At 70.2% G+C, this 12,472-nt stretch carries 8 protein-coding genes and 2 pseudogenes; 6 read left to right on the forward strand and 4 right to left on the reverse strand.

The annotated features are described in order from the left end of the window. Nucleotides 1-212: 212 nt before the first annotated feature. A complete protein-coding gene (locus QRN16_RS11565) occupies nucleotides 213-2,042 on the forward strand; it encodes a phosphoenolpyruvate carboxykinase (GTP) (protein WP_027506179.1) in 1,830 nt (609 codons plus the stop codon). Nucleotides 2,043-2,084: 42 nt separating this feature from the next. On the opposite strand, the gene QRN16_RS11570 is transcribed toward QRN16_RS11565, so the two are convergent. Together QRN16_RS11570 and QRN16_RS11575 are read right to left on the reverse strand one after the other, a co-directional pair. Further along, on the reverse strand, nucleotides 2,085-3,005 hold the full coding sequence (locus QRN16_RS11570; RefSeq protein WP_285186791.1) for an ROK family protein: 921 nt from the start codon (nucleotides 3,003-3,005) through the stop codon (nucleotides 2,085-2,087). 10 nt (nucleotides 3,006-3,015) lie between these two features. After that, on the reverse strand, nucleotides 3,016-3,825 hold the full coding sequence (locus QRN16_RS11575; RefSeq protein WP_285186793.1) for a class I SAM-dependent methyltransferase: 810 nt from the start codon (nucleotides 3,823-3,825) through the stop codon (nucleotides 3,016-3,018). Nucleotides 3,826-3,925: 100 nt separating this feature from the next. Between QRN16_RS11575 and QRN16_RS11580 the strand changes: the two genes are divergently transcribed. Then, nucleotides 3,926-5,269: a glycosyltransferase family 4 protein gene (locus tag QRN16_RS11580; RefSeq protein ID WP_285186796.1), complete on the forward strand. Its 1,344-nt coding sequence runs from the start codon at nucleotides 3,926-3,928 to the stop codon at nucleotides 5,267-5,269. Here the strand turns inward: QRN16_RS11580 and QRN16_RS11585 are convergent. After that, nucleotides 5,207-6,856, reverse strand: a pseudogene (locus QRN16_RS11585) (MmpA family trehalose lipid delivery protein); the annotation flags it as partial. The gene QRN16_RS11580 and the pseudogene QRN16_RS11585 sit on opposite strands and share 63 nt — an antisense overlap. Before the next feature lie 6 nt (nucleotides 6,857-6,862). Here QRN16_RS11585 and QRN16_RS11590 point away from each other — a divergent pair. Genes QRN16_RS11590 through QRN16_RS11600 form a run of 3 tightly spaced genes read left to right on the forward strand, consistent with a single transcriptional unit; the run spans nucleotide 6,863 to nucleotide 10,079 of the window. Further along, nucleotides 6,863-8,092, forward strand: coding sequence for a polysaccharide biosynthesis protein (locus tag QRN16_RS11590; protein ID WP_222649882.1), 1,230 nt, complete (start codon nucleotides 6,863-6,865; stop codon nucleotides 8,090-8,092). Further along, nucleotides 8,089-9,051, forward strand: a complete 963-nt coding sequence (locus tag QRN16_RS11595; RefSeq protein WP_285186800.1) for a fumarylacetoacetate hydrolase family protein — start codon at nucleotides 8,089-8,091, stop codon at nucleotides 9,049-9,051. Before QRN16_RS11590 ends, QRN16_RS11595 begins: the two co-directional genes overlap by 4 nt. Nucleotides 9,052-9,101: 50 nt before the next feature. Next, nucleotides 9,102-10,079, forward strand: coding sequence for an alcohol dehydrogenase catalytic domain-containing protein (locus QRN16_RS11600; RefSeq protein WP_285186803.1), 978 nt, complete (start codon nucleotides 9,102-9,104; stop codon nucleotides 10,077-10,079). Nucleotides 10,080-10,126: 47 nt separating this feature from the next. Here the strand turns inward: QRN16_RS11600 and pgfA are convergent, their stop codons facing one another. Beyond that, nucleotides 10,127-11,254, reverse strand: a complete 1,128-nt coding sequence (pgfA, locus tag QRN16_RS11605) for a cell envelope lipid trafficking protein PgfA (RefSeq protein ID WP_056441268.1) — start codon at nucleotides 11,252-11,254, stop codon at nucleotides 10,127-10,129. 116 nt (nucleotides 11,255-11,370) lie between these two features. Here pgfA and QRN16_RS11610 point away from each other — a divergent pair. Continuing rightward, a pseudogene (locus QRN16_RS11610) lies at nucleotides 11,371-12,456 on the forward strand (acyltransferase family protein); the annotation flags it as partial. Between the last annotated feature and the right edge of the window lie 16 nt (nucleotides 12,457-12,472).

Below are 12,472 nucleotides of genomic sequence, written 5' to 3' on the forward strand. Positions count from 1 at the left end.
CGGAACGGACATGCCCCGAGTGCCCTGGCCGTTCTTCACAGCGTTAACCTCTAGGTCCAGGACACTCGGGGCCCTGCGATCTGTCGATCGAAGGTCACGGGACTACCCCGCCCACTGGGAACCCATGGTTCGCTCACGCACTTCGGTTCGGCGCCGATCGACGGACCGAGGCGGTGACGGCCACACGTTCCTGCACCACCCCAGGAGACAAGATGACCGCGACCATTCCGGGTCTCAACGGAACCGACGGCACGCCGCCCACGACGCATGCAGGCCTGCTGGCCTGGGTACGTGACGTGGCCGAGCTGACCCAGCCCGACCGGATCGTCTTCGCCGACGGTTCGGACGAGGAGTGGAACCGCCTCACCGACCAGTTGGTCGACGCGGGGACGTTCACTCGGCTGAACGCCGAGAAGAAGCCCAACTCGTTCCTGGGCAACTCCGACCCGTCCGACGTGGCGCGCGTCGAGTCGCGGACCTACATCTGCTCCACTCGGGAGATCGACGCCGGTCCCACCAACAACTGGATGGACCCGGAGGAGATGCGCGGCACGATGCGCGATCTGTACCGCGGATGCATGCGCGGTCGCACCATGTACGTCATCCCGTTCTGCATGGGCCCGCTCGAGGCCGACGACCCCAAGCTGGGTGTCGAGATCACCGACTCCGAGTACGTCGTCGTCTCCATGCGCGTCATGACGCGCATGGGCGCGAAGGTGCTCGAGAAGCTCGGGGACGACGGCTTCTTCGTCAAGGCTCTGCACTCGCTCGGAGCCCCGCTCGACGAGGGTCAGCAGGACGTCCCGTGGCCGTGCAACGACACCAAGTACATCTCGCACTTCCCCGAGGACCGCGAGATCTGGAGCTACGGCTCCGGCTACGGCGGCAACGCGCTGCTGGGCAAGAAGTGCTACTCGCTGCGTATCGCGTCGGCCATGGCCCACGACGAGGGCTGGCTGGCCGAGCACATGCTGATCCTCAAGCTCATCTCGCCGGAGGACAAGGCGTACTACATCGCCGCGGCGTTCCCGTCCGCCTGTGGCAAGACCAACCTCGCGATGATCCAGCCGACCATTCCGGGCTGGCGCGCCGAGACCATCGGTGACGACATCGCGTGGATGCGCTTCGGCAAGGACGGCCGGCTGTACGCGGTCAACCCGGAGTTCGGCTTCTTCGGTGTCGCGCCCGGTACCAACTGGGACTCGAACCCCAACGCGATGCGCACCATCGATCAGGGCAACGCCGTCTTCACCAACGTCGCGCAGACCGACGACGGCGACGTCTGGTGGGAGGGCCTCGAGGGCGACCCCCAGCACCTGATCGACTGGACCGGCAAGGACTGGACGCCGGACTCGGACAGCAATGCGGCGCACCCCAACTCGCGCTACTGCGTGCCGATGTCCCAGTGCCCGTCCATGGCGCCCGAGTGGGACGACCCGCAGGGTGTGCCGATCTCGGCGATCCTCTTCGGTGGCCGTCGCAAGACCACCGTTCCTCTGGTCACCGAGGCTCGCGACTGGCAGCACGGCGTGTTCATGGGCGCCACCGTCGGTTCCGAGCAGACAGCGGCGGCCGAGGGAACCGTCGGCACCATCCGCCGCGACCCGATGGCGATGCTGCCGTTCCTCGGCTACAACGTCGGCGACTACTTCCAGCACTGGATCGACCTCGGCAAGAACGCCGACGAGTCCAAGCTCCCGAAGGTGTTCTACGTCAACTGGTTCCGCCGCGGCGACGACAAGCGCTTCCTGTGGCCCGGATTCGGTGAGAACTCCCGCGTGCTGAAGTGGATCGTCGAGCGCATCGAGCACAAGGCCGCCGGTGTCGACACGCCCATCGGTGTGGTGCCCACGGCCGACGCGCTCGACATCGACGGACTCGACGTCGCCACGGCCGATGTGGCCGAGGCGCTCGCGGTGAACGTCGACGAGTGGAAGAAGGAGATCCCGCTCATCGAGGAATGGTTCGACTTCGTCGGCGAGAAGCTCCCCACCGGCATCCAGGACGAGTTCGACGCTCTCAAGCAGCGCCTGAACTCCTGATCCACCACCACTGACGCCCGCTCCCGATCACGGGGGCGGGCGTCAGTGCTGTTTCGGGGTGACCAGTGCGGCCGCTCCTGTGAGAGTCCCGACGGCCCCGAGGGCAGCGGGGACCACCGTGAACGACTCGAGGAAGCCGAGCCGGGCGTGCAACGCGACGGTCTCGCGGATGGGGTTCCACAGCGCCGGGCCGGCCGCGCTGAAGCCACCGCCGAGGACGGCCGTCTCGATGTCGAGCAGCGCCGCGGCGGACGCGATCGCCTGTCCCAGCGCCACGCCGGCCCGCTGGAGGGCGGCGACCGCCACCGGGTCGGCGGCGCGGGCCGACTCGGCGAGGTCGATGCCGGTGGCACCATCCCAGCCGTTCTCGCGGGCCCAACGGACCGCGTTCGGGCCGCTGGCGACCGTCTCGACACAGCCGACCCCGCCGCAGGTGCAGGGTTCGATGGATCCGGGGACGACGATGTGTCCCACGTGCCCGGCGTTGCCGCTGTGGCCGCGAACGATCTCGCCGCCCAGGACCAGGCCGCCGCCGATGCCGGTCGACACCACCATGCCCAGCACGTTCTGCACGTGGCGGGCGGCCCCGAAACGATGCTCGGCCAGGGCCGCGCACGCACCGTCGAGTGCCAGGGTCACGGTGGCGTTCGGAACCACGCCGCGGACGGCCTCCACGAGCCCGAAGCCCTCGTACCACTCCGCGATGTTGATCGGCGCCACAGTGCCGGCAACGGTGTCCACGGGCCCGGCCGACGCGATACCGACGGCCTCGATGTCCTGGAACTCGACCCCTGCCGCGGACACCACCGAGAGGAGAAGCTCCTCGCACGCCGCCCAGACGTTCTCGGTGGGGGTCGGAACGACGACGGGGTCCTGCGGTCGTCCGTCGGCACCCACCACCGCGGCGGTGAACTTGGTGCCACCGATGTCGAGTGCGAGCGATGTTCTCTCGGTCGTCGTCATTCACGCCACCCTAACGGGCGAGCGTGGTCCCGAGTCCGCGGTCGGCGGCGGAGTGCGCGCGGAGCACGACCACGAGGTTGCTCACCGCCAGCTCGCGAAATCCGGGGACGCGGACACACCACCACGCCCAGCGGGGGTGGTAACGCGGGAAGGCCGCGAGGAGTTTTCCGCCCGAAGTCTCTGCAGCCCAGCGCAATCCGTGCGAGGCGCGGATCGGGAACAGCGACACTCCGAAACGGTTCTTCGGTTCGGCGCCGTGCACGCGCGCGTAGCGGCGAGCGGCGCGCTCGCCGCCGAACACGTGCCACGGTCCGGTCTCGTGCCCGCCGAACGGGCCCCACCACATCGTGTAGGACAACACCACCAGTCCGCCGGGCCGCGTCACGCGCAGCATCTCCTCGGCCATGATCCACGGGTGGCGGACATGCTCCGCGACGTTGGAGGAGAGGCAGATGTCGACGCTGTCCGAGCGGACGGGCAGCGCGGTACCGGATCCTCGGACGGACCCGCGGGCGTCGAGCCCCGCGGCGTGCATCTCCGAGGCGTCCGGTTCCACGGAGACGTAGTGGGCACCCGCGTCCGCGAAGGCGTCGGCGAAGTAGCCGGGTCCGCCGCCGACGTCGAGCACCGTCAGTCCGTCGAGAGTCGTTCCGGTCGCCCCGGTCCACAGGTCGTCGATCAGCATCGCTGTGTCGCGAGCCAGCGCCCCGTAGAAGCGTGCGGGATCGGACTGCTCGAACCGGAAGTCCGACACGAGCGAGAGTGACCGTCGAAGGGTGGCCCGTCGAGCGAGTCCGGCGGTGACGGGAGACGAGGGCACGAGTGGAGACTGTAGAGCCTCTCCGATGTGATCGTGCGGCGGGACGACGGCATACTTGACGACGTCGAAGAACCGAGAACCGTCACGGGGGTGACAGCAGATGACCGAGTTACGTGAGGTGCTGCTGCTCTGTTGGCGTGACAGCGGTCATCCGCAGGGTGGAGGTAGCGAGCGCTACCTCGAGCACGTGGGCGCAGGGCTGGCGTCGCAGGGCATCAAGGTCACCCTGCGCACGGCCGGCTACCCCGGCGCACCAGCGTCGGACACGATCGACGGTGTACGCATCAGCCGCGGCGGCGGACGCCTGACGGTCTACCCGCGAGCGCTCGGAGCGCTCCTCGCCGGGCGGCTCGGCTTCGGTCCCCTGGCGGGACTGAAGCCCGACGCGGTGATCGACACGCAGAACGGCATCCCGTTCTTCGCACGACTCGTGACGGCGGCTCCCGTCACCGTGCTGGTCCACCATTGTCACCGCGAACAATGGCCGGTGGCCGGTGCGGTCATGGCGCGGCTGGGATGGTGGATCGAGTCCAGGCTGTCGCCGCGGGTCCATCGACGCTCGCAGTACCTGACGGTGTCGCTTCCCTCGGCGGACGAGCTGATCGCCCTCGGCGTGGACCGCGAGAGGGTGGCCGTCGTCCGCAACGGTGTCGACGACATTCCCGGTTCCGTCACGGTGGGCGATCCGGACACGCGTGCGGACGCCCCGACGCTGGCCGTCCTGTCCCGTCTCGTCCCGCACAAGCAGATCGAGGACGCGATCGACGTCGTCGCTGCGCTGCGCGATGCGACGCCCGCCCTGCGTCTCGACGTCATCGGCGGTGGGTGGTGGGACGACAACCTGCGCGACCACGCCCGCGCGCGTGGCGTGGCCGACGCCGTGGCCTTCCACGGTCACGTGTCCGAGACCCGCAAGCACGAGATCCTGTCGCAGTCGTGGATCCACGTGCTCCCGTCCCGGAAGGAGGGGTGGGGACTCGCCGTCGTCGAGGCAGCTCAGCACGGTGTCCCCACCGTCGGCTACCGGCATTCTCGGGGGCTGACCGACTCCGTGGTGGACGGCGTCACCGGCGTCCTGGTGGGCGACGAGTGGCTCAGCCGCGACTCCGACGTCGACGAATTGACCGACGCGGTGCGGACCCTGTTGGACGACGGCGATCTCCGTCGGCAGCTCGGGGAGAAGGCGCGGCTGCGGACCCGAGAGTTCTCGTGGACGTGGTGCGCGCGAGCGGTGGAGTCGGTGCTGCGCGAGCGGGTACACGGCCGAGCGGTGTCCGGGCTGGTCGCGGGAAGGCCGGAGGGTCCGGAGTCAGCGAGTCCGGGTGCGACGCGCTCTCGTGACGGCGACGCCCGCCGAGATCAGGACGGCGGCCGCCCACAGCAGATGAGCGACGATCGCCGGCAGACGATCCGAGCGTGCACGAGGTACCGGATCAGCGAGTGAGTACAGCGTGAGATCGGCGTCCGCGTACACGGGTTCCAGGCCCGCGAGGGTGCGTGCGGAGTTCCCGCTCTCGCCCGCCGACCTCTCGACCAGGATCCACCCGACTCCGAGTGCGGCGAGGTCGCTCGCCGGGGCACCGGCCAGGAGCAGGCCTTCGACTCGCCCCGCGACGGTGTTCTCTCCCCGGACGACCGTCCCGCCCACCGGGAGATCTCCGGTGCCGAGCACATCGGCGTCCAGCAGCCTCGGAGCGGGATCGAGGACCGGTGCCTCGCCCGACCAGTCGAACCGGCGGAAGGTACCTGTCGGCAGGACGGCCACGAGAGCGTCGGACGGTCCGACCCCGTCGATCACCGAGGACCACCCGGCGGGGTAGTCGACCGGACGCAGCGCGCCGTGCACCCCCCATGCCAGATCAGGCAGGACGACGAGCAGCGCGGCGACGGCGGACACGGCTGCGAGCCGGGGACGTGTCCCGCTGCGACCGGGTCGATCGACCGCGGCGCCTGCACTCAGGGCGAGTGCCGGCATCCACAGGGCGACCCATTTCTGACCGTCCCGGAACAGCCCGGCACCGGGTACCGACTCGGCGGCCCATCGGCCGACGTCGAACCCGATCGGGGTGGCGGCGAGGGCGACGAGCACCATGGACACGGCGCCGGTGAGCAGGAGCGCCGCGACCACGGGCGACGCGGTCCGGCGCATACGAGGGAGTCCGGCGGCGGCCAGGCCGAGCAGCACGGCGGTGCCGACGACGGCGAACAGGCTGGTTCGGCTGCCGGGAACCGCATCGGCGTTCCAGATGCCGCCCAGACCGGCGAGCGCTCCGATCGTCCCGAGTCCGGGCTCGGCCCGCGCCGCGAAGGCCGCGACACCCGCCGGATCGGCGCCGGTACCGGCCCCGGACACGGCGGTGGCCACCAGCCAGGGCAGCGACACGATCACCGTGGTGACAGCCACGACGACGAGCCGCCGTACGCGGCGTGCCCCTCCCGGTGCGGCCAGGACCACCACGGCGAGAACAGCGCAGAGCAGCACGCCTGTCGGGGTCAGCCCGGCGATGCCGAGACACAGCACGAGGGGCGCAGCGGACCGCAGGTCACCGCGGTCGCGGAGCGTCATGGTCGCGACGACCGTCCAGGGGAGAGCCGCGTAGCCGACGAGCAGGCTCCAGTGTCCCTGCAGCAGACGTTCGGCCACATATGGGTTCCACACGGCCACCGTGGCGGCCACCAGACGTGGGCCGGTCGAGGCGCCGCCGAGCACCCGCGCCGTCATCTGCGCGGCGCCCCACCCGGCGGCGATCAGAGCGAGAGCGAGCAGTCCGACGACCAGTACACCGCCGTCGACGACCGTGGTGGCGACCGCGACGACGGCGTCCTGGGGAACCGCCCGAGCTGCCGAGTCGGACAGGCCCAAGGCCGAGTCGGTGAGATACGACCGGGGCGTCGACACCGCGTCACGCAGCAGTAGGTGGCCGCCACCCGGAAGCAACACACGCAGGAGCGGGCCGAGGACGACACCGGTGAGCACGACGGACCAGGCGAGGGACCACGCCCCGGCTGTCCTGCTCGACCCTGCGATCATGAGGGCATGATCCCTGCGCGCACCTCCACCGTGGTGGCCGGGGTGAGCATCGTGACGGCGGGGTCGATGGCGGCGAACATCGCCTCGTATCTGCTGCACCTCCCGGCCGGGCGTGTGCTCGGGCCGCAGGGCTACGGGGTCTTCGCGTCGCTGCTCGCCGCCCAGCTGGTACTCGCGGTGCCGGCGCTGGCGTTGCAGACCGTCGTGGCGCGTGACCGGGTGCGCGGTCGTTCGGTGGCTGCCTCCCGCAGGCTCGGACACCTGTACGCCGTGGTCGTCGCCGGTCTCGCCGTCGTCGCGACTCCCGTCGTGGCGGCTCTGCTCCACACCGACGTCGTGACCACGGCGGCGGCCGTCGTGACGGCGCCGTTCCTCGTGCTGCTGGCCACGGAACAGGGCCTGTTGCAGGGAGACTCGCGCTTCGGTGCCCTCGGCGGTGTACTCGCGGCGAGCGGCCTGGCGAAGGTGGCGCCCGCCGTGACCGCCCTGGTGCTGGGCGGAGGTGTGGGACCAGCCCTGGTCGCCGGTGCGGTGGGGACCGCGGTCATGGCGCTGGCCGCGCGCATCGTCGTCGACCGCGCCGAGCAAACGGACGAGCACGACCGGCACGCCGCGGCCGGGACCTGGCGTGACGTGCTGGCCGCATCGCAGGTCCAACTCGTGATCGTCGCGTTGTCCTCGGTCGACCTCCTGCTCGCCCGACGCGTCCTCGACCCGGAGGCCGCGGGTGTCTACGCGCTCGGCGCCGTCGCCGCGAAGGCCGCCTTCTGGCTCCCGCAGTCGGTCGGCGTGGTGCTGTACCCGAGGATGGCGGATCCGCGTCGGTCGGCGTCGGCGGTCCGCACCGCCCTGCTGGTGCTGCTCGGCGTCGGATCCGTCGTGGTGGTGGGTGCCGCGATCGTCGGGCCGATCGTTCCGCTGGTGATGGGCGCGGACTACGCGCCGGTGCAGTACCTGCTGTGGCTGTTCGCCGCGCAGGGCGCGCTGTTGGCCGTGGTGCAGTGCGGTCTCCTGGCGGCCGTGGCCCGCGGCGACACGCGCTCGGCGCTGGCGGCGTGGACCGTGCTGCTGGTCGAGGCCGTCCTGGTGCTCACGATCGTCGACAGCGCGACCGAGCTCGTCGTCGTGGCCGCGGCATGTGCTGCGGTGGCATCTGTTGTGGTTTCGACCAGCGCGCTCGGGCGTGTCCGTGTGCTTGGATCGGTGGATGACCGAATCCGGGGGGTGGGTCCGTGAGGCTGCGTAGGGGCATGACGGGGATCGACGTGCTGCACGAGACCACGGGAACGTGGGTCGATCTGAGAGCTGCTGGTGGAGAGGAACTTCCGAGCGGAATCGTCGAGTTCCTCGGTGCCGGTGAGCGTGCTCGCGACGTGGCGCGCGATCTCGTGGACCGGGCCGTCACCGCCGGGACCGCCACTGCGTCGACGTCCTTCGCCTCCCTGCCGTTCGAGCCGCGATCGCTTCGCTGCTTCGCGGGGTGGGACCAGCACTGGCACCAGGCGGCCGAGCAGATGGTGCGGCGCAACCTGCCCGCCGTCGTGCCACTGGCGAAGGCGTTCCAGGCGATCGCGCGGAAGCCGTTCCCGCCTCTACGGCCGGGCGCCGCGGCAGTCGAGCACCCGATCTACTACACGGGCAATCACCTCTCCGTCGTCGGCGACGGCGACCCCATGTCGTGGCCCGCGTACACCGAGCTGTTGGACTTCGAACTCGAGTTCGGCGCCCTGGTGGTCCGGCCCGTCGTCAGCGCCTCGACGGCCGAAGCGGAAGCGGCGATCGGCGGCTTCGTGGTGTTCAACGACTTCAGCGCGCGCGACGTGCAGTGGGACGAGCAGCGCAACGGTCCCTTCGGACCCGTCGTGAAGACCAAGACGTTCGGTAGTTCCGTGAGTGCCGAGGTGGTCACCGCGGACGAGGTCCTGCCGCACCTGACCGATCTGCGCGGCACCGTCACCGTCAACGGCGAGGTGTGGTCGGAGACGTCGACACGAGGCGGCCGGTGGTCGTTGGTGGACGGACTCGCCTACGCCAGCAGGTCCGAGAGCATCGGCCCCGGCGAGCTGCTGACCTCGGGGACCTTGCCGTCGGGGTGCGGGATGGAACTCGACCGCTGGGTGCGGCCGGGCGACGTGGTGCGCCTCGAGGTCGAGCGCATCGGGTCGGTGACCAACACGGTGGCGGAGCCTGCCTAGCTGGGTAGCGGGCAGGCCGGAGGCCGGTCGTTCGACAGTAGTGTCGGTGCATGCGTGCACTGGTGATCGAGGAGTTCGGCCGACCGGGAACCGTGCGGGAGATCGACCGTCCCGACGCGGGTCCCGACGGTGCGGTGATCCGGGTGGCCGCCACCGGGGTGTGCCGGAGTGACTGGCATGCCTGGCAGGGACACGACGGGGACGTGCGACTGCCGTTCGTTCCGGGCCACGAGTTCGCGGGAACGGTCGTCGCCGTGGGTGCGGACGTCGACCGCGACTGGATCGGTCGTCGCGTCACCACCCCCTTCGTGTGTGCGTGTGGGTCGTGTCCGACGTGCGCTGCCGGCGACCACCAGGTGTGTCCCCGTCAGGAACAGCCCGGGTTCACACACGACGGGTCGTACGCCGAGTTCGTCGCCGTCCGGTATGCCTCGACCAACCTGATCGCGTTGCCGGACGAGGTGTCGTTCGACGTGGCGGCCACTCTGGGATGCCGGTACGCGACCGCATGGCGGGCGGTTCATCGCCGCGCCCGCGTGGTGGCAGGCGAGCGCGTCGCCGTCTACGGGTGCGGTGGGCTCGGCCTGTCCGCGGTGATCATCGCGTCCGGGGCCGGCGCGGAGGTGACGGCAGTGGATCGCTCCACCTCGGCGCTGGACCTGGCGCGCCGACTGGGAGCAGCTCGGACGGTGCAGACGCCGGTCGACGACATGCACGTCGCGCTGGAGTGCTCCGGGCATGCCGGGTTGGCGGACGAGGCGATCCGGGGTCTGCGACGGCGCGGTCGGCACGTGCAGATCGGGTTGCTTCCGGGCGGCGGGCACGTGTCGATGGACGTGGTGATCGCGCGAGAGATCGACGTGCTCGGCAGCCACGGGCTGGCCGCCCACGAGTACCCCGAACTGTTGCGCACTCTCCCGCACGCCGCCGTGGAATCGATGATCGGAGGCCGCAGACGACTCGAGGACGCCCAGCTCGCGCTGGACGCCCTCGGTCAGTCTGCAGGAGTGACGCTGCTACTTCCCTGACGGGAAGGCCGGAGGCCGGCCGATTCATGACCTGAAGGCCGGAGACGTCAGTCCTTGCGGAGGTTGGTGCGGGGAATCTCCTCGGTACGGTCCGTCGTCCAGTCGTGGTCCGGTGCGGGTGAACCGGCGCCGGAGGTACGAGGTCCGGTCGTGGGTCCGTCGGCCACCGGACGTGTTCCGCGGGTGGTGCGGCCGCCGCGCAGGAGCAGCACGATGCCGACTGCCAGGAGGATGACGCCCAGAACGCCGGCGACGATCGGCACGGTGCGGCCGATCAGGGCGATCTGGTCCTTGCCGTCCTGTGCGCGACCGAGCTGGTAGGTGACGGTGTTGTCGTCGAAGCCGATGACGGCCTTGACCACGTCCACCTCGGGAGTTCCGGCGCGGCGTGCGTAGTACTGGTGCACGTCCTCCTGGCCCTTGACGATGACGCCGGTGACGGGCTCGACGTAGATGTCCCGGGTGTTCTCGTAGTACCGCGTCATCGTGATCGGCGTGGCGCCGCCGTCGACGCCCCACGTGCTCGCGGGGAGAGCAAGCTTGTTGGCCGGCGAGGGGACGACGGCGGACAGGTCCACCGCGGGGATGGTCTGCGTGTAGTGGTAGACCGTGACGCCCTCGATCTGCGTCTCCTCGACGAAGGTCATGTCGTAGCTCTCGCGGGCCACGGTGTCGAAGAAGGGGTAGGTCTGCTTCTGCGAGTCGAACGGGAACTTGTACTGCAGTCCGGTGTGCGGCACTTCCTCGGCCGGCTTGTCGGCCTGGCTCTGGATGGATCCGACCGGGTCGACCGGCATGGAGGACACGCGGTCCAGGCTCACGCGGTCGACGGTCGCGGTGAGCAGACCGGTGTCACCCTGTCGATCGGTGCGTCGCAGCGACGAGCCGGCCTGCACGGTGATGACGTCGGAGTTCGACGGCTCCTCCGTGGTGACGAAGCGCTGGGAGATCAGGGGGACGTTCTGATCCACGACGGCGGAACCCGCTGTGAGCGAACGCGAATCGAGCACCGACCCGGTGCCGGTGGACACGCTGGTGATCTCGAGGTCCAGCGGCGTCTTCTCGAGGCGCCCGACCGTGTACAGCGGGATCAGGATCGCGATGACCAGGAAGAAAGCTCCGAGCCCGATGAGGATCGGCGGGATCACACGCGTCGGTGTGGATCTGTTCGCCATACTGGAGGTCCCCTTTGTGCATGTGCACTTGTCAGTGCATACCGGCCGTGATGGGTCGAACACTAACGTATTGGGCCGCTCCGAGTTCGGGTGCGATGCGGCAGACTCTCCTGACGATGACCACTGCAGAGAAGGCCCGCGTCGATCCGCGCATCGGCGGATTCGTGCCCGCGCTCGAGGGGATGCGCGGTCTCGCGGCCGTCGGCGTGCTGCTGACCCACGTCGCGTTCCAGACGGGATCGACGGGCACACCCCTCGTGGGCCCGCTGCTCGGCCGTCTCGATCTCGCGGTGGCCGTGTTCTTCGCGCTCTCGGGGTTCCTGCTGTGGCGACCCCACGCGGCCGCCGCGCGCGGCTCGCGGCCGAGGCCGTCCGTCCGTACCTATCTGGTGCACCGCGCGGCACGCATCCTGCCCGCGTACTGGCTCGTGGTCGTCGTCGTGCTGGCCCTGCTGCCGGGTGCGGGTGGTGGCGTCCGGGGGTGGATCGCCAACCTGACCCTCGTGCAGGTGTTCGTCCCGTTGACGTTGACGCAGGGCATGACCCAGATGTGGTCGCTGTCGGTCGAGGTGGCGTTCTATCTGCTGCTCCCGTTCATCGGGGTCGCCATGGCCGCGCTCCGCGGACCTCGAGCCCGTCTGCGCACGCCGGTGCTGGTCGGGGTGTCCGCCCTGTCGCTCGGGTGGACCTTTCTCCCGATCTCCACCGCGGACGGCGTGAACATCGAGAACTGGCTGCCCGGCTACCTGGCGTGGTTCGCGGCCGGGATGGTGGTGGCCGAGGCTGCTGCCGACCTGCCCGCTCAGTCCCGACCGGTCTCCGACCTGCCCGCTGTCCCGCTGGTCGTCCGGATCGCGAGCCGACGATGGTTGCTCACCGGCATCGCGGCGGCGGCCTTCGCGGCGTCGTCGACACCGATCGCGGGCGCACAGGACCTCACGACGCCGGCGGCATGGCAGTTCGCGGTCAAGGTGGCCTTGGGCGCCGTCGTCGCGTTCTGTCTCATCGCGCCCCTGGCCGTCGGAACGGGTGTCCGTACCCGGTGGCTGTCGGGTCCGTTCGCGCTGATGATCGGCCGGTGGTCCTACGGCATCTTCATCTGGCACCTCGCGGTGCTGGCCGTGGTGTTCCCCGTGCTGGGGGTGTCCCCGTTCGGCGGGCAGTTCCTCCTCGTCGCCGGTGCCACGGTCGTGTTGACGCTGCCGGTCGCCGCGGCGA

It is taken from the genome of Rhodococcus sp. MEB041, assembly GCF_030208955.1.
In the GTDB taxonomy this organism is placed as follows: domain Bacteria; phylum Actinomycetota; class Actinomycetes; order Mycobacteriales; family Mycobacteriaceae; genus Rhodococcoides.

Coding starts and splice junctions, on each gene's coding strand:
- QRN16_RS11600 (WP_285186803.1), top strand. CDS start 9,102: ATGCGTGCACTGGTGATCGAGGAGTTCGGCCGACCGGGAACCGTGCGG.
- QRN16_RS11580 (WP_285186796.1), top strand. CDS start 3,926: ATGACCGAGTTACGTGAGGTGCTGCTGCTCTGTTGGCGTGACAGCGGT.
- pgfA (WP_056441268.1), bottom strand. CDS start 11,254: ATGGCGAACAGATCCACACCGACGCGTGTGATCCCGCCGATCCTCATC.
- QRN16_RS11570 (WP_285186791.1), bottom strand. CDS start 3,005: ATGACGACGACCGAGAGAACATCGCTCGCACTCGACATCGGTGGCACC.
- QRN16_RS11590 (WP_222649882.1), top strand. CDS start 6,863: ATGATCCCTGCGCGCACCTCCACCGTGGTGGCCGGGGTGAGCATCGTG.
- QRN16_RS11565 (WP_027506179.1), top strand. CDS start 213: ATGACCGCGACCATTCCGGGTCTCAACGGAACCGACGGCACGCCGCCC.